Genomic DNA, 18,062 nt, shown 5'->3' with positions numbered 1-18,062 from the left:
TCTTTTTTGCGTTTTTCGTTTGATCGCTTAGTTTTTACTCGGATGTTTCTTTTTTGTCGTCCTTTTGCACCGTTTTTGCGGCTTCTTTTGCTTCAACTTCTCTCTTGTCGGCATTTTTGGCAGCTTCACATTCTTCATCGGTGTCGCCAACGACATGCTTTAACTCTAAGCGATTAACGGAACGAATCGTGAGAATAGGTCCAGAGAGCGCGTACAAGAAGAAAATACTAAACAGCACTAATGAAGGTTCCGTCGCCACCACGACAAAGGCGAGGACAATAATCAAAATCACCACAAAAGAAACGCGACCGCGCCAATCAACATCTTTAAACGAGTGATAACGGAAATTACTGACCATCAGTAAACCAGCACAGATAGTTAGAATCGCGGCAAGATAACTAATGGAGTTAGGATCGACTTGGTACTTAGTACCCACCCATACGAGACCACTTACAATGGCCGCAGCGCTTGGAATGGCAAGCCCTTGGAAATAACGCTTATCAGAGGTTCCCAAGTTAGTATTGAAGCGCGCCAAACGCAGCGCCCCACCAGCGACAAAAATAAACGCGGCTAACCAACCAAACTTGCCTAAATCCGACAACGCCCAATTGTACATCACCAGCGCCGGCGCCATACCGAATGACACAATGTCCGCCATGCTGTCATATTCTGCACCGAAATCACTTTCAGTGTTGGTCATACGTGCCACCCGACCATCTAATCCGTCGAATACCATAGCGACGAAAATGGCGATAGCGGCAGACTCAAACTGATTGTTCATAGATGCGACAATAGCAAAGAACCCAGAGAATAAACCTGCAGTGGTTAATAGATTCGGCAGTAAAAAGATACCGCGGTTCTTTGTCGACGGAGTATTTGGCATGAGACCATCCTAATTTTCGAATTCGAGACCGAAGAGGATAGCACAGCAGGTTAGCTGCGATAAATAGAGATTCATCGCAGCTAGTATGTCCCTGTTACTGGCTGATATTGATTTGCTGACCATCGTAGTCAACTTTGATGACCTGACCAGGTAATAGTTTTCCGGACAGTAATTGCTGCGCCAACGGGTTCTCGATTTCCTGTTGAATTGCACGCTTCAATGGTCGTGCACCATACACAGGGTCAAAACCAGCCGCTGCTAGGTGGTCTAGTGCAGCTTCACTCAAGTCGACTTTATAGTCGCGCTCAGCCAAACGCTTGTATAAACGTTGCAACTGAATTTCTGCAATTGCGCGAATTTGCGATTTGGCTAACGGATGGAACACCACCGTCTCATCCACACGGTTGAGAAACTCTGGACGGAAGTGATGAACAAGTATTTCCATCACCGCGTCTTTCATTTGCTCATAGTTTTGCTCATGAGCTTTTTCTTGGATTACGTCAGAACCCAAGTTCGAAGTCATGATAATCACCGTGTTACGAAAATCGACCGTGCGACCTTGACCGTCAGTGAGGCGACCGTCGTCAAGCACTTGCAACAAGATGTTAAATACATCTGGGTGCGCTTTTTCGACTTCATCCAGCAGAATCACCGAGTACGGACGACGACGAACGGCTTCCGTTAGGTAGCCTCCTTCTTCGTAACCAACATAACCTGGAGGCGCACCTACTAAACGTGAAACCGAGTGCTTCTCCATAAACTCTGACATGTCGATGCGCACCATTGCATCTTCAGTGTCGAACAAGAAGTGCGCCAGCGATTTACACAGTTCAGTTTTACCAACACCAGTTGGCCCAAGGAACAGGAACGAACCAATCGGTCGTTGCGGATCGGATAAACCAGCGCGTGAACGTCGGATGGCGTTCGCAACTGAATTAACCGCTTCCTCTTGCCCAACTACGCGTTGGTGCAACTGTTCTTCCATTTTCAGTAGTTTCTCACGCTCGCCCTCCAGCATTTTGCTGACTGGAATACCTGTCCAACGTGACAGAACATCAGCAATTTGCTCATCCGTCACTTTGTTCTTCAACAGCGACATTTCCTGATCTTCAGCGGCTTCAGCACGCGCAAGTTGGCGCTCCAGCTCTGGAATTTTGCCATACTGCAATTCTGACATGCGGTTTAGATCGCCAGCACGGCGCGCAATTTCCATATCAGTTTTCGCTTGCTCTAGCTGCGCTTTGATGTTTTGCGCACCCTGCACCGCCGTTTTTTCTGCTAACCAAACCTCTTCTAGCTCAGCGTATTTACGTTGCTGGTCTTGCAATTCGGTTTCCAACGATTCTAAGCGCTTTTTACTCGCTTCATCGTTCTCTTTTTGCAGCGCCTTTTGCTCTAGCTGCAACTGGATGATGCGGCGCTCTAAGCGATCCAAGTCTTCCGGTTTAGAGTCAATTTGAATGCGAATACTCGACGCTGCTTCATCGATCAAGTCGATGGCTTTGTCAGGTAACTGCCGGTCGCTGATATAACGATGTGACAAAGTTGCCGCTGCGACAATCGCTGGATCAGTGATTTGCACCGAGTGATGAACTTCGTAGCGTTCTTTTAAGCCACGCAAAATGGCAATAGTGTCTTCAACACTAGGTTCGTCCACCAACACTTTTTGGAAACGTCGCTCCAGCGCTGCATCCTTTTCAATATATTGACGATATTCATCCAGAGTCGTGGCACCGACACAATGCAATTCACCTCGCGCTAGAGCCGGCTTCAGCATATTGCCCGCATCCATCGCACCGTCAGCTTTGCCAGCACCGACCATGGTATGCAATTCATCGATAAACAGCACAACGCGTCCTTCTTCCTTACTTAGCTCATTCAAAACGGCCTTTAGGCGCTCTTCGAATTCACCGCGATATTTCGCGCCCGCTAATAAAGCACCAAGATCGAGCGAGAGAACACGCTTGTTTTTCAAGCCTTCTGGTACTTCACCATTGACGATACGCTGCGCTAGACCTTCAACAATGGCAGTCTTACCCACGCCAGGCTCACCAATCAGCACAGGGTTGTTCTTGGTGCGGCGCTGCAGCACTTGAATGGTACGACGTATTTCGTCGTCACGACCGATAACTGGGTCAAGTTTGCCTTGCTCCGCGCGCTCGGTTAGATCAATGGTGTACTTATCTAACGCTTGGCGTTGATCTTCTGCGTTTTGATCTTGCACTGCTTCACCACCTCGTACTTGTTCAATTGCGCGCTCAACTTTGTCGCGCGTCACCCCTAGGCGTTTGAGCAAGTCACCGAGTTTTCCTTTGTCTTCAGTTGCCGCCAAGACAAAAAGCTCAGACGAGATAAACTGATCTTTACGTTTCTGTGCATATTTGTCGCACAGGTTCAGCAAAGTGCCGGTGGCTGCAGAGACTTGCACTTCACCGCCGGTGCCTTCTACCTGCGGCAAACTATCAAGCGCTTCGGTTAATGCCGCGCGCAATTGGTTGCTGTCTATTTGCAAATAGGTCAGTAGCGGACGCAATGTGCCGCCATCTTGATTAAGCAGCGCCAGCATAACGTGTACCGGCTCAATGAATTGATGGTCACGACCTAACGCCAACGATTGCGCATCGGCAATCGCCAGTTGAAATTTATTGGTAAGTTTGTCGAATCGCATGATTTTAATACCTCACAAGCAATCAGCTATTTCCTGACTATTCATGTGGGTATTATTTAATCAGTTTCAAGAGGACAAGTGATTTTTATTGTTCCAGATCAAGGTTGCGATGCGACCGCAGTTTGGATCGCGTCGGTAGGAGTAAAAGCGGTCATCACTGAAGGTACACAGGCCACTTTGGGTGATATTACTTATGCCAACGCGGCGCAGCATGCGCTCAGCAAGTAAGGGCAAATCCGCCAGCCACTTGTCTTCGCTGTCGGGCAAAAAGCTGCGGCTATCGGCAAGGCCTTGAGCCGCAAACGCTTCATAGACAATGCTGCCAACTTGAAAATGTGGCTGAGTAATAGCTGGGCCGATATAAGCACGCAGATGCGCTGGCGAAACCGGCAACTGTGCCACCGTACGAGTAATAACACCGTTCGCCAACCCGCGCCAACCGGCGTGAAGAGCGGCAATTACGGAGGCATCTTCACTACAGAGTAGAAGCGGCAAACAGTCGGCTGTTAATACAGCGCAAACTTCTCCCTGCGCTGACCAAATAGCATCGGCCACCACCCCCGCGCTCGAGTGTTCAGCACAAACTGCGTAAGTGGTATGTTGTTGCCGCAACCATTTCGGTGCCTGTGGCAACTGCAAACTGCGTTGCAATTGTCGGCGATGTAGCAGGACCTTTGCAGGATCATCGCCAACATGCACCGCGACATTGCCCGGAGCGGTGACCGTGGAGATCGCCGCGCAAATTCCGTCAGGCAAACGCCAAGCTGGGCGCAAGGGTAAGTCTGGTTCAGTCATTCAAGTGCGCTTTGCGGTCAGCCCGCAATAATTCCAGCAATTTTACAAAGTCATCAGGGGTTGGGGCATCCCAACTCAACCACTCCCCCGTGATTGGGTGATGTAACGACAATCGTGCGGCATGCAACGCCTGGCGTTTAAAACTACGCAAGTATTCGAGCAACTCCGGACTGGCGTTTTGTGGCGGCCGCGGACGTCCGCCATAGGTGAAATCACCCACCAATGGATGACGAATATGCGCCATGTGTACGCGAATCTGATGCGTCCGTCCGGTCTCGAGCCGCAGGCGCAGGTGCGCATGCTTACGGAAACGCTCAACGATGCGATAATGCGTGATCGCCGGTTTGCCGGTCGCAACCACCGCCATATGCGTCCGTTTGGTTGGGTGACGCCCGATAGGCTCCTCGACCATACCGCCGGCGGTCATTGAACCGTTACAGACGGCTTCATATTCACGGGTAATTTCGCGTTCTTGCATCGCAGCAACTAAGTGCGTTTGCGCCGGAATAGTCTTCGCCACTACCATCAATCCCGTCGTGTCTTTATCAAGTCGATGTACGATACCAGCACGCGGCACTTGATCGATTGCAGGAAAATGATGCAACAATGCATTCAAAAGCGTGCCATCAGGCGTTCCAGCGCCAGGGTGAACCACTAGACCAGCTGGCTTATTAATCACCAAAATGTGGTCGTCTTCATAAACGATATCGAGCGCAATGGGTTGCGCCGTAAAGCGTTGCTCTTCTTGTAATTCAGCCCGCACACTTACGTGCATACCGGTGACAACTTTCTCGCGTGGCTTGTCGATAACCTCGCCATCAACGATGACGCCACCATCGGTAATCCAAGTTTTAATGCGTGATCGCGAGTAGTCTGGGAACATCTCGGCAAGTGTTTGGTCCAAGCGTTTACCGTTGCAGGAAGCAGGGACCGTATCCGTTAATTCAATGTGTTCACTCATAAAATAAATTTTGGACCTGTGAAAGCAGCTAATGCTGCGATAGAATGCAAGCAACTTCGAAGTGATTAGTGTACCTGTTTGGCGCGCTATGCACCAAAAATTTAACCGAACAGAGATTAGATAAGCTACTTATGAAACTGCGTATTAGTTTGCTTTTAGCGCTATCGGTCATGCTAAGTGCGTGCTCGAGCTCCCCTGATGAAGAAATTTCCGATGCCGTGTTAAATGATGCTGAGGCATTATATGAGCGAGCGCAACGCAATATCGCATCAGGTAATTTCAATACCGCACAAGAAATATTGCAGCAACATGCGACACGTTACCCATTTGGTCCATTTGCCCACCAAGTGCAAATGGACCGGATTTATGTGTACTACAAAATCGGTGACATCGAACAAGCACTCGCTGAAATCGACCGCTTCATGCAGTTAAACCCGAATCATCCGAACCTTGACTACGTAATGTATATGCGTGGTTTGGTGAATCATCGAGCAGACTCTAATTTTGTTCAAGAAATCGTGGGTATCGACCGTACTGACCGCGATCCGAGCAAAGCAGAAGAGGCATTCAATGATTTCGCCTCGTTAATCCGCCGCTTTCCAGATTCAAAGTACACTGCTGATGCGCAACAACGCATGGTGGCAATTAAATCGCGGTTAGCGCAATATGAACTTGCGGTAGCAGAATATTACATTAAGCGCGAAGCATGGTTAGCTGCCGCAAACCGTGGCCGCTACATCATTGAAAACTACGCGGATGTTCCAGAAACCGAACAAGCACTAGCGATTATGGCGCAAGCCTATGACCGCTTGGGTCTTAATGAATTACGTGACGATGCTCTCGCGACGTTGCAAACGAACTTCCCGAATAGCGATTACCTGTAAAGTAAACCGAGCCGACGCCGTCCATTAGACGGCGTCTTCGTTTTCCTCGCCAGTACGAATACGAATAACGCGTTCAATAGTACTCACAAAGATTTTCCCGTCGCCAATTTTACCCGTTTGTGCGGTTTCCATTATGGCGTCAATGCAAGCTTCTACTTGATCGTCGGCAACCACAATTTCCAATTTTACTTTTGGTAAAAAGTCGACCATGTATTCGGCACCCCGATACAATTCCGTGTGTCCTTTTTGGCGGCCAAAACCTTTAACTTCGGAAACGGTCATACCGGCAATACCGACTTCTGATAAAGCTTCACGCACGTCGTCTAATTTAAAAGGTTTAATGATCGCTTCAATTTTTTTCATGCCGAGCCTCTGTAGTCAGTTGGCGTTCCATTTCATAACGAAAATGGTTGGTAATCGGGTAGCGCCGATCTTTGTTGAAATTACGCGACGTTATTTTCGGGCCGACGGCGCCTTGTCGACGTTTGTATTCATTAATATCAATCAGTCGCACAACACGCAAGACATCTGCTTGACTAAAACCGGCATCGACAATTTCACTCGGTGCCCAATCTTGCTCAACGTAAAGCGAGATGATTTTATCAAGTACCTCATACTCTGGCAGGCTATCTTGGTCCGTTTGTCCCGGCGCCAGCTCCGCTGACGGTGGACGCTCAATTACGCGCTGCGGAATGAGCTGTTCCCCGGCGACGGTATTGATATGCCGTGACAACGCGAACACCATGGTTTTAGGAACATCTTTAATAGGCGCAAAGCCGCCGCACATATCACCGTAAAGCGTGCAGTAACCGACCGCTAACTCGCTCTTGTTACCGGTAGTCAGTACCAAGGAACCTGTTTTATTCGACAATGCCATGAGCAATACACCCCGGCTCCGCGCTTGCAGATTTTCTTCGGTCACATCAGGGCTGTGATCCGCTAACTGTGGTGCTAATTGCTGCAGGAAGCTCTCGTAAATCGGCTCGATTGCAATCACATCATATTTCACACCAAGCGTGCGCGCTTGTTGCTCGGCATCTTCAAGACTCATCTTCGAGGTGTAGCGAAACGGCATCATCACTGCGTGTACAGCAGTAGCACCTAGAGCTTCAACCGCGAGTGCCAGCGTGAGTGCAGAATCAATCCCACCCGACAGGCCTAGGGTCACGCCTTTGAAGCCGTTTTTAGTAACATAGTCACGAATCGCCAACACTAATGCCTGTCGTACCTGCTCGAGCCGCTGGGTAGTGATTTCTGCTTTACCTTCAACTATGGGCTGCGGTGAGTGAGCTGCGTCGAGTGGACGAATTCCAGTCGCTGCAAAATGCACTAACGCGACGGTGGGCTGACAATGGGGTAGTTCTGCAACCACTTGGCCATCGCTATCAACAACCATAGAGTGGCCGTCAAACACTAACTCGTCCTGGCCACCACAATTGTTGACATAAACGATAGGCAAACCACTTTCATGCACTCGCTGCTGCAACACATGCAAACGTTGTTCGTGCTTGTCGACTTCGTAGGGTGAGGCATTCAGCGACACGATCCAATCGGCGCCGGCTTCACGGGTGCGCTTCAGCGGCTCAGGATGCCACAGGTCTTCACACACCAGCACACCGATACGATGCCCTTGCCAGTCAAAAACACAAGCCTCATGCCCTGGAATAAAATAGCGTTGCTCGTCGAACACGCCGTATTGCGGTAAGCGTTGCTTATGATATCGGGCAAGACATTTGCCACGATGCAACACCGAAACACTATTGAATAACTCGCTGCCCATGCGTTGTGGGTGACCCACAATCGCCACCTGCTGCTGTGCAGCATCCGCGATGCGCGTCAAAGCATCATTCACCAACTGTTCGAAGTCGCTGCGAAACAGCAGATCTTCCGGTGGATAGCCGGTCACTGCAAGCTCAGGGAATACAACGATATCAGCATCTTCATGCTGCCCAAGACAATGCAACATGGTTTCGGTGTTACGCTTAATCGCGCCAACAGTAAAATCCAATTGCGCAATCGCAACGGTGATCGGTTTCATAGGGCGTGTTTACCTCTGCGCTCAACTAAGCTGCGCATGATATAGCAGCCTAATGCGGTGAGCAAATAGCGCGCTTAAATTTGTCCCAGTGCGAAACGCTCGGTTCCGCTGTGCAGCCACGCGACGCCAGAAGTCTCATCTAGCTCGGCGCGTTCGACCCACTGATAATAAACATTACGATGAATCTTCGCACGTAGACCATGATCGAGTTCTACATACGGCAAACCGTTCACCACAACCAATGGATAATCAGCGGACAAGGGATAGCGACTACCAATATTCGTGACCACTTGAATAAGCGAATGATCGCCGTCGGCAATTTCTTGCCAAGCAACAACCATAAGCGGCGCATCGGCAACGCTAATTTTGACTTTTTCGGCAGGAGTGACAAGGAAATGTTCGCCGTCTTCACACACCAACACCGAAGCGAAGAGTTTCACCAAGCGCTCGCGTTTTATCGGTGAATTTTGATAGTGCCACTGCCCATCAGCATCAATATGAATCGGGATTTCACCGCAATAGGGCGGATGCCATTTTTCGGTCGGTGCGTGTTGGTGTTGTTCGAGGGATTTTAGTAGATCTTCAAGTTGCATCTCAGCTCACTAAACGTTTTTGCCTTAGCAGATACCACAAGGTGGCTTCTGTTCGGTTCGAAACTTTAATGGCTTTAAAGATAGCAGATAAATGCACGCGTATGGTGCCTTCGGTAATACCAAGAATGGTTGCGATTTCTTTGTTCGATAGACCTTGCGCTAATAATTGCATAATTTCTAGCTGGCGTGGCGACAAGAAACTTTCTGCTTGCGAAGCCCGCGGCGCAACTTCATTGAGGCGCGATTCGTCAGGCAAGTAACGGTCATTTTTCATCAGCGCCCGAATCGCTAACTTTGCGTCTTCAGCTGTCGCATCCTTCGGCAAATAACTGCGTACACCAGCGCTCAGTGCTTGGCGAATTTCCGACATCGGCCGCGACCAACAAAATAAAACGACATGCGCCGTTGGCGCGTATTTCTTAATTAATGCGAGAGACGGTCGGATTTCTGCGTCTGGCAAATCCATATCCAAGAAAATTAAATTATACTGGTCGCTGTGCTGGAGATACTCGGTAGCAAGTTCAAACGTCGGGCACTCAAAAATCGACAAGTCGGCGCTGAAGCCGGTGCATAAGTTAATAAGACCGGCGCGCGTAAAAAACTGCGGATCGATAATGAGGATTTTCATGAGGGCCCCAAAACAAAATTAAATACGAATTACTTTTAATCTAATTGGTTATCAGTAACGTTAGAGTTTCAAGTTTACACAGATACGGCAAATTTGAAAACAAAACTGTTGGTCAATTGTAAATATTTGTTAAATATGACTAAACAAAACAACTAAAACAGCGCAAAAGCTGAGGATAATAGAATGAGAATTGTGACTTCCTTGTTAGCAACACTGGTATTGGGCCTATCTGCCGGCCATAGTTCGACGGTAATGGCAGATACCGTGCTTTATCACAACTTCACTGGCTATACTCTGAGTGGAGAGCCCGGCAACAATGCTGAATTAAAACAATTTGAAGCATTGTTAGTCATTGATGGCAAAGTCTCGGCGATCGGTAGTGTTAACAGCATTCAACAGCAGGTTCCACGCGAGATTGACCGCAAGGTCGATTTGGCTGGCAAAACCGTGCTGCCTGGCATCATTGATGCCCACGGACACATGCTCGGACTCGGCGAGAACTTAATGCAGGCTGACGTTCGCGATGCCACTTCTGAAGCCGATGCAGTGCAACGGGTGGCAGATTTCTATCGTGACCAAACGGTTGAATGGGCGATCGGCCGCGGTTGGAACCAAGAAAACTGGGACGTGCGAGCGTTTCCTTCACGCCAGAGTCTCGATGAATTTTTCGCAGACCAACCGGTGTGGTTAACCCGTGTCGATGGCCACGCGGGCTGGGCCAATAGTAAAGCCTTGGAATTAGCCGGTATTACCGCTGAAACGGTGAGCCCTGAAGGTGGCGAGATCATTCGTGACGATAACGGTGAGCCTACTGGCGTGCTGATCGACAACGCGATGGCATTGGTTGAGAGCAAGCTTCCGGCAAAAGATGCGAGCTACATCAAAAAGGCCTTAAAAACTGCCTTTGCTCACTTGGTAACCGAGGGTATCACAGGCGTCCACGATGCTGGCGTTGATGCAGCCAATCTCGAGGTTTATCAGCAATTAGCTGCACAAGGTGAAATGCCGGTGCGCGTCTACGCGATGTTAAGTGCTACCGAACCTAAGCTCCCTGAACTACTGGCAAATGGTCCTATCACCACTGCTGACGACAGCTTGACCGTGCGCAGTGTCAAGATATACACCGACGGTGCGCTCGGTAGCCGCGGCGCAGCACTGATTGAGCCATATAGTGATGCGGCCCACACGCGCGGCTTGTTGGTGACGCAACCAGAAGTACTAGAGCAGCTATTTAATCTAGTCATTCCACACGGTTTCCAAATTAATATTCATGCTATTGGCGATCGCGCTAACCGCATCGCTCTTGATAAGTTTGCCAGCGCTTATGAAACCATTGGTGGGCGGAACTTACGTCACCGCGTAGAACATGCGCAAGTAGTACACCCAGACGATATCCCACGTTTTAAAGAGCTCGATATTATTGCTTCAATGCAGCCAACGCACGCGACTTCAGACAAAAACATGGCGGAAGATCGCCTTGGCAAAGAACGGATGCGTGGCGCCTATGCATGGCAAACCTTTTTGGAGCAAGACACTATTGTCGCTGCCGGCTCAGACTTTCCGGTAGAGCTGTCCAATCCGTTCTTTGGTGTGCATGCTGCGGTCACGCGTCAAGATCGTGATAACGCACCACAAGGTGGTTGGTATGCCCACGAGGCTATGACATTAGAACAAGCCTTACGTTCTTTTACCCTTGATGCGGCCTACGCCAGTGGTCAAGAGCAGCAACTTGGCAGCATCGAGCCAGGTAAATGGGCCGACTTTATTGTGCTAGATCAAGACCCATTTGCGCTAAGTAGCGATAAACTATGGCGTGCCAACGTACTTGCGACTTATGTTGCGGGCGAACAGGTATATCAGCAAACCACGAACGAAACTCAGGAGTAAGCATGAAGCTGCACGACGAACGCCGCGATTATGAGCGCGCGCAATTGACCCGCGAATCACTGCATGACGATCCTATGCAGCAATTTAGCGTTTGGTTTGCTGAAGCAAAGCAGACCGCAGCATTGCCCGATCCGACTGCGTTTACTTTGGCAACTTGCGGCAACGATAAACGTCCGCACCAACGTATTGTGTTGCTCAAAGACATCGACGATGGCTTTGTGTTTTACACCAATTACGCCAGTCAAAAAGGCCAAAACATCGAGCAAAATGCGTGGGTTTCCGCGCATTTCGCGTGGTTAACGTTAGAGCAACAAGTGCGTATCGAAGGCCGTGCAGAAAAGTTAGCGCGTGAGCAAAGTGAAGCCTACTTCCACAGTCGCCCGCGCGCCAGTCAGTTGGGTGCATTAGCTTCGAGCCAGAGTACGCCGATTGCTGGACGTGACGAGCTCGAAGCCCGTTACCTAGAGCTGACGAAACGCTATGAGGGGAAAACCATCCCGATGCCGGAAACTTGGGGCGGCTATCGCATCAAACCAGAAGTCTTTGAGTTTTGGCAGGGCGGTAAATATCGCTTACATGACCGTTTCGTCTATCGTTTACAAAACGATGCCAGTTGGCTTATCGAGCGCCTACAACCCTAACCCTCAACGGGGTAACGGCTCGGCACAGAAGTCCGCACACCATTGCAGTTGCCGCCACACGGCGGCACTGTACTCTAAACCATACTGTAATTGACGTTCGCGCGTTGCCAACGCACCCTCTCCCGGCACGCGTACTGGCTGATCTGCATCAATCGGTGTCGCTGCTTTGACCGCACTGACCAAAGCTGACGCTTGTTGCTCAAAAGCACCTTCGGCAAGAACCGCAGTAGGATCAATCACCTGAATCCATACCGTGTTGGCATCCGCATCACTCGCTTGGGCATCGTCGCGACCGTAATCACTAAGCGCCAAGGTCCACAGCTCACTGAAGAGGTTCAAGCCGGTACCTTTGTAGCCTAACTCGGCGCCGCCTAAACTTGCCAGCACGGCCGCAGGCTCAGCGGTGAATGCTGCGGGGTCGCAGGTATAATCACCGCCAGCGGTGATAAGCGCCGGATAAGGTAACTGCTTGCCCTCGGCCAACGCGGTACGCACTTTACCGGCGGCGGTCATCGACAGACTCATATCCAACAGTACGGGCTGTTGCGTGGTGGGCACACCAATCGCAAACGGATTCGGCGAAAAGCATGCTGATTTGGCGCCGTGCGGTGCCACTACTTGTTGCGCTGGCGTACTAGCCATCATTTGAATCAACATGCCGGCGGCGGTGGCTTGCTCAAGGTACACCGCAAGCGCAGCAACATGTTGTGCGCGCCGCACCACGATGGTGCCGGTACCGTAATCACGCGCCATCGCAAGCGCACGCGCAACAGCTTGCGGCATCACATACAAGCCCGATAGCAATTGCGCATCCCAAAGCTCGATCGCTGCCCGTTTACTAAGTACCGCCACCTGCCCATCACCACGGGTTTGCCCCTTTGCCAACGCCTGCAAGTTGTAGCGCAAGCGCAGTAGCCCATGGGTGCGGAAGCCCATGAGATCACCGGCGAGCAAATGCTTTGCCATCGCTTGTGCGACATCTAACGTCGCCCCTTGCTTCACCAAACAACGCTCAGCCCATGCTTGCATGGCCTTTGCGCTTGGTTTTTTTTCGTCACTCATGTGCTCTATCGCTTGTTATTCAGGTTCAGTCAGATAAGCTTATCAAATTCAACGAGACAGGCAATGCAGAGGAGTAAGCAGTACGTGTCTGAACCAACTATACAACGGATTGCGGTGCTCACCAGTGGTGGTGACGCACCCGGTATGAATGCAGCGTTGCGCGCGGTCGTGCTCGCCGCTGATCATTATGGTCTCGAGGTGATAGCTTTTCGCCACGGTTATAAGGGCTTACTCGAGAACGACTACTTCGAAATCAAACCTAAAGACGTGCTGCATGTACTGCAGTATTCAGGCACGGTGATTAAAAGTGCGCGCTGTCAGCGGTTTAAAGAAGTCGAGGCAGCGCAACAAGCAGCCGCGAATCTTAATGCACTCAACATTGGCGCTTTGGTGGTAATTGGCGGTGATGGCTCCTTCCGCGGCGCCGACCATCTAGCCAATTATTGGCACGGTCAAGTCATTGGTGTCCCTGGTACCATTGACAACGACTTATACGGCACTGATGCCACTATCGGCTACGCCACCGCGGTTGCGATTGCGATGGATGCTCTGGATAAAATCCGTGACACCGCCGATGCCATGGACCGCGTGTTCATTGTTGAAGTCATGGGTCGCGATGCCGGTTTTATTGGCCTTGGTAGTGCCATGGCGGCAGGCTCTGAGCGTATGGTGTTACCCGAACTACAAAAAGATAAGCCGCTCACCATTCCGGCGTTAGTAAAGCACATTCAAAAAGTGCAAGAGATCCGTGGTGAAGGCAGTTATGTCATGGTATTGAGTGAACACCAATGGCCCGGTGGTGCGGTCGCACTGGCTGAACAATTAGAAGCAGAGTATCACTTGCCCTGTCGCCCTTGCTTACTGGGTCACATTCAGCGTGGTGGTGCACCGGCTCCAAGCGACCGGATACTTGCGTCACAGCTGGGTGTGCATGCGGTCGAATTGATCTTAAAAGGTCATCACCGAGTGATGGCAGGTATCCGCGGTAACCAGTGTGTGGAAGTGCCGCTGCGCGATACTTGGGAAAAGAAAAACCCGCTCGATCAAAACTTACTCAGAATTCAGCACGAAATATTCAATCCAGTGAAGAAAAAACCACGTATAAATCCGCTGTAAGGGTGTAGTAATTCGGGGCATTTACGCAGATAATATGCCCCTTTTTATTTTCACAATACCCTGTTGCAATAACGGAGGTGATTGACCTTGAATCAACAGCAAACTGACGCGGTAACTGCCGTAAACATTCAGACCATTCAGCCGGTACGCGAATTCTTTGGAGCGCGCACTGACACACAGGTGCACGCGAATGCGACGCATCTTATTGGCTTTGGTTTTGACGGAACAGCTTGTTTTCGTAAAGGCACGCGAAATGGCCCTGACGGCTTGCGTGCGGTCTCAGAAGATATCGAATCTTATTCGCCCTATCTTGATGCCGACTTACACGACCACAGCTTTTACGATTTAGGTAACTTATCGCTCGGCACTGGTGCTGATATTGAAGGTCAATGGCAACATGCAACGGATCAATTTGATGCGCTGTTCGGCCCAGTCGATTTGGCCGCTCACGGCGTGCGCGTGCTGACCTTAGGTGGTGAGCATTCGATCTCTTATGCGCCGATTCGTAAATATTTGCAGCAATACCCAGATTTAGTGCTGTTGCATCTTGATGCGCATGCTGACCTACGCGATGGCTTTTTGGGCTATCACTACTCGCACGCGTCGATCATCCGTCGCTCGCTGGACCATTTTGGTCCCAACCATGAGCTGATCCAGTACGGTATCCGTTCAGGTACCCGCGAAGAATATCAGTACATGCGTGAGCACCAAACCATTCGCACTTCACGCAAAGACTTTCTCGACAGCGTTGCAGCCATTGCTGCTGACCGTCCGATTTATTTGACGCTTGATTTGGATTATTTTGACCCGGCATTTTTGCCAGGTACAGGGACGCCGGAACCGGGTGGCGAAGACTTCCACTCGTACGTCAGCTTAATGAAAATTTTGCGCGGTAAAAATCTCGTCGGTGCTGATGTCGTCGAACTTTCTCCGGAGATTGACCCAACCGGCAACTCTGACGTGTTTGCGGCGAAAATCGTCCGTGAACTCCTGATCGTTTTGAATGAAAAAGGTGCACGCTAATGGTAAATGAAAACACCACTTGGACCATTGACGATGCCGAGGAGCTCTACGGCGTAAACCGTTGGGGCGCAGGTTATTTTTCAATTGGTGACAACGGAAATATTCAAATTGCACCGAACCATCGGATACCAGACGTCACCATCGATATGAAAGACGTGATTGACGAGATCCGTGCCGAGGGTATTCAATTTCCAGCGGTTATTCGCTTTCACGACATTCTGCGCTCACAAGTTGAAATCTTGAACGAATGCTTTGCAAAAACCATAGCAGAAGCCAACTACACCGGTAAATACAGCGGCGTGTTCCCGATCAAAGTAAACCAAATGCGCGAAGTGGTTGAAGAGATCATCGACGCTGGTGAACCTTACAACTATGGTCTGGAAGCAGGGTCCAAGCCGGAATTGATGGCAGTGCTCGCGTACAACGAGAATCCGGACGCACTCACCGTACTCAACGGTTACAAAGATGAAGACTACCTGACACTTGCGTTGTTGGGACGTCAGTTGCGCCGCAAAATGATCATCGTCATCGAGAAATTCAGTGAACTTGAGATGTTGATCCCGTTGGCGAAAAAGCTGGGTGTACAGCCTCTGATCGGCCTGCGCAGCAAAATGATGGTGCGCAGCTCAGGCAAATGGGCAGGCTCGAGTGGCGATCGCGCCAAATTCGGCCTCAGCATCACTGAAATTCTCAACATCATCGAGCTGCTCAAGCGCGAAGATATGCTCGATTGCTGTAAATTACTGCACTTCCACATTGGCAGCCAGATGTCAGATATCCGCAAGGTCAAAGAAGCGGTTTCTGAAGGCGCGCGCTTGTACGCCAAGCTGGTGCAAGAAGGTGTGCCGCTTGAATATTTAGACATCGGTGGTGGCTTAGGTATCGATTACGACGGTACCAGCTCGACCACTGACTCGTCGCGTAACTACTCGACCGAAGAGTACGTTGCTGACGTGGTCTATGGCGTCAAACAGATCTGTGATCTTGAGCAAGTGCCCCACCCTAACTTGGTCAGCGAGAGTGGCCGCGCTATTACCGCGCACCACAGTTGTGTAGTCACCAACATCGTTGGTGAAATCAAAAACACGGGTGCTAAGTTTGATATCAGCGCCAGCGAAGGTGAGCACATTTTGGTCAGCAACATGCGCGAACTGGTGCACACCAATGACATGCATCCGCAAGAACGCTACAACGATGCAGCTTCGTTCAAACAGAGCGCTTATGAGGCTTTCAAACTCGGCATCTTATCGCTCGACGAGATGGCCAAGCTCGATACCATGTACTGGCAGATATTGACCGAAATCCACGGTTCACTCGACCGCGAAGCCTTCGTCTTTCAAGAATTGGAAGAACTCGAAGACATGCTGGCGAGCCAGTACCTGTGTAACTTCTCGATTTTCCAATCGGCCGCTGATACTTGGGCAATTGGTCAAGTGTTACCAATCGTACCAGTCAGTCGCTTGAATGAGCGTCCAGAAGTGCGTTGCTCGATTGTCGATATCACCTGTGACAGCGACGGCAAACTGTCGAAGTACATCGAAGGTACCGAAATCAGTGACAACATTCCGATGCATACGCTGCACAAAGACCAAGACTACTACGTAGGCATGTTCCTAACCGGCGCCTACCAAGACGTGATGGGCGACATGCACAACTTGTTTGGCCGCTTAACCGAAGTGCATATCTACTGTCACGACGACGAGCCAGGCGATTTTTACATCGAAGAAGTGGTTCCAGGCACATCTGCCGAGAAAGTGCTCGAAACCATGCAGTACAATACCGACTTTATGGCCAAAACCGTGAAGAAGTTCATTGACCGTGAAGTTCGTAAAGGTCACATCGCACCGCGTGAAGGCGTGCGCTGGACCGACTACTACGAAAAATGTTTGGCCGGTAGCACCTACTTAAAGGCGTAAAACTAGTCAAACTGCGTATTTACTGAGCAAACGGTCGAAAATCGCTAAAAAGCGGTTGACTCGAAGCCGAAAAACTCGTTTAATACGCCCCGTTGCCCAGATAGCTCAGTCGGTAGAGCAGGGGATTGAAAATCCCCGTGTCGGTGGTTCGATTCCGCCTCTGGGCACCACCATCCCTTCCAATGCCGTCCATACTTGTACTTTAAGCCTTTATTAATCAAGTACTTGGACGGGGTTGGAGTCTTTTTTAGTCCTTTCTGGTTCAGTAACATCCACACTTTTTAGTACACTGTTTAGTAACACAGAACAAAATGTACTAAAGGCGTGTTACTAAAATGGCTCGTATAGCTAAACCGTTAAGTGCTCGAGAAGTCAGTGAAGCTGAGCCTAAAGACAAAGAATACAATCTTTATGATGGGCAAGGACTTCAACTAAGAGTTAAACCTTCTGGTAAGAAGGTTTGGGTCTTCAATTATTTTGAGCCTTTCACTAAACGCCGCAGAAATTTAACGCTTGGCACCTTCCCCGATTTGTCTTTAGCGTTAGCACGTGAAAAGCGCCAGCAAAATCGGGAGCTACTCGCTCAGGATATTGATCCCATATCTCATCGTGACGAACAGTTTGAAACGAAACGAGCTGCTGCCAATAATACATTCAAAGCAGGGAGGGTATAAAGGGGGAAATCGCCCGTTTTTAGTGGGTTTTCTTGTTCCCATTATTGCATTTTGAGAACTTAGTAGTAATCAAAACAGAACGACTCTTGTTGATGATATATCTTTTAAATTATGGTGAGTCCAAGCTTTGATTGAGAACGGCTTTTAATTAATGTACCGTAGTGACGTCTTTTTAAAACGTAGGTAATGATGCTTAGACTGGGATTTTTATTACTGGTGCTTGCTGCCGTTCTGACTCAAATCAGTCAGTCGGTTGCTGACGTGCATCAATCTCACCAGTCATCTTCTGAGCA

Annotated in this window: 16 protein-coding genes and 1 tRNA gene; 8 read left to right on the top strand and 9 right to left on the bottom strand. The window is 49.8% G+C overall.

All coding sequences use genetic code 11. From position 1 onward, the window contains the following. Positions 1-34: 34 nt before the first annotated feature. The 4 genes from pssA to rluD all read right to left on the bottom strand — a co-directional run bounded on the left by pssA (position 35) and on the right by rluD (position 5,307). Positions 35-883, bottom strand: coding sequence for a CDP-diacylglycerol--serine O-phosphatidyltransferase (gene pssA, locus IDAT_RS12535; protein WP_034734280.1), 849 nt, complete (start codon positions 881-883; stop codon positions 35-37). Positions 884-977: 94 nt separating this feature from the next. After that, positions 978-3,551: an ATP-dependent chaperone ClpB gene (gene clpB, locus IDAT_RS12530; RefSeq protein WP_034734277.1), complete on the bottom strand. Its 2,574-nt coding sequence runs from the start codon at positions 3,549-3,551 to the stop codon at positions 978-980. Between the two features lie 66 nt (positions 3,552-3,617). Next, positions 3,618-4,346: a peptidoglycan editing factor PgeF gene (gene pgeF / locus IDAT_RS12525; protein ID WP_034734275.1), complete on the bottom strand. Its 729-nt coding sequence runs from the start codon at positions 4,344-4,346 to the stop codon at positions 3,618-3,620. Continuing rightward, positions 4,339-5,307 carry a 23S rRNA pseudouridine(1911/1915/1917) synthase RluD gene (gene rluD / locus IDAT_RS12520; protein ID WP_034734273.1) on the bottom strand — a complete coding sequence of 323 codons (969 nt, stop codon included), beginning with the start codon at positions 5,305-5,307 and terminating at the stop codon, positions 4,339-4,341. Before rluD ends, pgeF begins: the two co-directional genes overlap by 8 nt. Before the next feature lie 131 nt (positions 5,308-5,438). Here rluD and IDAT_RS12515 point away from each other — a divergent pair, with 131 nt between their 5' ends. After that, positions 5,439-6,191 (top strand): outer membrane protein assembly factor BamD, encoded by a 753-nt coding sequence (locus IDAT_RS12515; protein ID WP_034734284.1) that lies wholly within the window; start codon positions 5,439-5,441, stop codon positions 6,189-6,191. A 24-nt stretch (positions 6,192-6,215) separates the two neighbouring features. On the opposite strand, the gene glnB is transcribed toward IDAT_RS12515, so the two are convergent. From glnB to IDAT_RS12495, 4 genes are all read right to left on the bottom strand, one after another. After that, on the bottom strand, positions 6,216-6,554 hold the full coding sequence (gene glnB, locus IDAT_RS12510; RefSeq protein WP_034734271.1) for a nitrogen regulatory protein P-II: 339 nt from the start codon (positions 6,552-6,554) through the stop codon (positions 6,216-6,218). Beyond that, entirely contained in the window at positions 6,541-8,229 is a 1,689-nt protein-coding gene (locus IDAT_RS12505; RefSeq protein WP_034734269.1) for an NAD+ synthase, read from the bottom strand. Before IDAT_RS12505 ends, glnB begins: the two co-directional genes overlap by 14 nt. 74 nt (positions 8,230-8,303) lie before the next feature. Continuing rightward, complete coding sequence (locus IDAT_RS12500; RefSeq protein ID WP_034734267.1) at positions 8,304-8,822, bottom strand: DUF1285 domain-containing protein; 519 nt, start codon at positions 8,820-8,822, stop codon at positions 8,304-8,306. A 1-nt stretch (position 8,823) separates the two neighbouring features. Beyond that, positions 8,824-9,450 carry a LuxR C-terminal-related transcriptional regulator gene (locus IDAT_RS12495; protein ID WP_034734265.1) on the bottom strand — a complete coding sequence of 209 codons (627 nt, stop codon included), beginning with the start codon at positions 9,448-9,450 and terminating at the stop codon, positions 8,824-8,826. A 183-nt stretch (positions 9,451-9,633) separates the two neighbouring features. On the opposite strand from IDAT_RS12495, the gene IDAT_RS12490 reads away from it, so the two are divergent. Further along, on the top strand, positions 9,634-11,337 hold the full coding sequence (locus IDAT_RS12490) for an amidohydrolase (protein ID WP_034734263.1): 1,704 nt from the start codon (positions 9,634-9,636) through the stop codon (positions 11,335-11,337). A 2-nt stretch (positions 11,338-11,339) separates the two neighbouring features. Next, positions 11,340-11,978 carry a pyridoxamine 5'-phosphate oxidase gene (gene pdxH / locus IDAT_RS12485; RefSeq protein WP_034734261.1) on the top strand — a complete coding sequence of 213 codons (639 nt, stop codon included), beginning with the start codon at positions 11,340-11,342 and terminating at the stop codon, positions 11,976-11,978. A gap of 3 nt (positions 11,979-11,981) precedes the next feature. Here pdxH and IDAT_RS12480 read toward each other — a convergent pair whose 3' ends face one another. Then, positions 11,982-13,040, bottom strand: a complete 1,059-nt coding sequence (locus IDAT_RS12480; RefSeq protein ID WP_034734260.1) for an Ldh family oxidoreductase — start codon at positions 13,038-13,040, stop codon at positions 11,982-11,984. Between the two features lie 84 nt (positions 13,041-13,124). Between IDAT_RS12480 and IDAT_RS12475 the strand changes: the two genes are divergently transcribed. The 5 genes from IDAT_RS12475 to IDAT_RS12455 all read left to right on the top strand — a co-directional run bounded on the left by IDAT_RS12475 (position 13,125) and on the right by IDAT_RS12455 (position 17,769). Next, a complete protein-coding gene (locus IDAT_RS12475) occupies positions 13,125-14,156 on the top strand; it encodes an ATP-dependent 6-phosphofructokinase (RefSeq protein WP_280113590.1) in 1,032 nt (343 codons plus the stop codon). 87 nt (positions 14,157-14,243) lie between these two features. Next, the gene (gene speB / locus IDAT_RS12470; protein ID WP_051986818.1) at positions 14,244-15,179 is read left to right on the top strand and encodes an agmatinase; all 936 of its coding nucleotides are present in this window, start codon (positions 14,244-14,246) and stop codon (positions 15,177-15,179) included. Continuing rightward, positions 15,179-17,095, top strand: coding sequence for a biosynthetic arginine decarboxylase (speA, locus tag IDAT_RS12465; RefSeq protein WP_034734256.1), 1,917 nt, complete (start codon positions 15,179-15,181; stop codon positions 17,093-17,095). The genes speB and speA overlap by 1 nt, the downstream gene beginning before the upstream one ends. 94 nt (positions 17,096-17,189) lie before the next feature. Next, a tRNA-Phe gene (locus tag IDAT_RS12460) sits at positions 17,190-17,265 on the top strand. Positions 17,266-17,430: 165 nt separating this feature from the next. Then, entirely contained in the window at positions 17,431-17,769 is a 339-nt protein-coding gene (locus IDAT_RS12455; RefSeq protein WP_034734254.1) for an integrase arm-type DNA-binding domain-containing protein, read from the top strand. Positions 17,770-18,062: the final 293 nt, after the last annotated feature.

It is taken from the genome of Pseudidiomarina atlantica, assembly GCF_000753735.1.
Classification (GTDB): domain Bacteria; phylum Pseudomonadota; class Gammaproteobacteria; order Enterobacterales; family Alteromonadaceae; genus Pseudidiomarina; species Pseudidiomarina atlantica.
This window is presented reverse-complemented; position numbering and strand designations above follow the sequence as displayed.

Bases quoted from the DNA above. Each gene is read 5' to 3' on its own strand.
- IDAT_RS12480 (WP_034734260.1), bottom strand. From the start codon at position 13,040: ATGAGTGACGAAAAAAAACCAAGCGCAAAGGCCATGCAAGCATGGGCT.
- pgeF (WP_034734275.1), bottom strand. From the start codon at position 4,346: ATGACTGAACCAGACTTACCCTTGCGCCCAGCTTGGCGTTTGCCTGAC.
- speA (WP_034734256.1), top strand. From the start codon at position 15,179: ATGGTAAATGAAAACACCACTTGGACCATTGACGATGCCGAGGAGCTC.
- glnB (WP_034734271.1), bottom strand. From the start codon at position 6,554: ATGAAAAAAATTGAAGCGATCATTAAACCTTTTAAATTAGACGACGTG.
- IDAT_RS12515 (WP_034734284.1), top strand. From the start codon at position 5,439: ATGAAACTGCGTATTAGTTTGCTTTTAGCGCTATCGGTCATGCTAAGT.
- IDAT_RS12495 (WP_034734265.1), bottom strand. From the start codon at position 9,450: ATGAAAATCCTCATTATCGATCCGCAGTTTTTTACGCGCGCCGGTCTT.
- IDAT_RS12490 (WP_034734263.1), top strand. From the start codon at position 9,634: ATGAGAATTGTGACTTCCTTGTTAGCAACACTGGTATTGGGCCTATCT.
- clpB (WP_034734277.1), bottom strand. From the start codon at position 3,551: ATGCGATTCGACAAACTTACCAATAAATTTCAACTGGCGATTGCCGAT.
- pdxH (WP_034734261.1), top strand. From the start codon at position 11,340: ATGAAGCTGCACGACGAACGCCGCGATTATGAGCGCGCGCAATTGACC.
- pssA (WP_034734280.1), bottom strand. From the start codon at position 883: ATGCCAAATACTCCGTCGACAAAGAACCGCGGTATCTTTTTACTGCCG.
- IDAT_RS12500 (WP_034734267.1), bottom strand. From the start codon at position 8,822: ATGCAACTTGAAGATCTACTAAAATCCCTCGAACAACACCAACACGCA.
- IDAT_RS12455 (WP_034734254.1), top strand. From the start codon at position 17,431: ATGGCTCGTATAGCTAAACCGTTAAGTGCTCGAGAAGTCAGTGAAGCT.
- rluD (WP_034734273.1), bottom strand. From the start codon at position 5,307: ATGAGTGAACACATTGAATTAACGGATACGGTCCCTGCTTCCTGCAAC.
- IDAT_RS12505 (WP_034734269.1), bottom strand. From the start codon at position 8,229: ATGAAACCGATCACCGTTGCGATTGCGCAATTGGATTTTACTGTTGGC.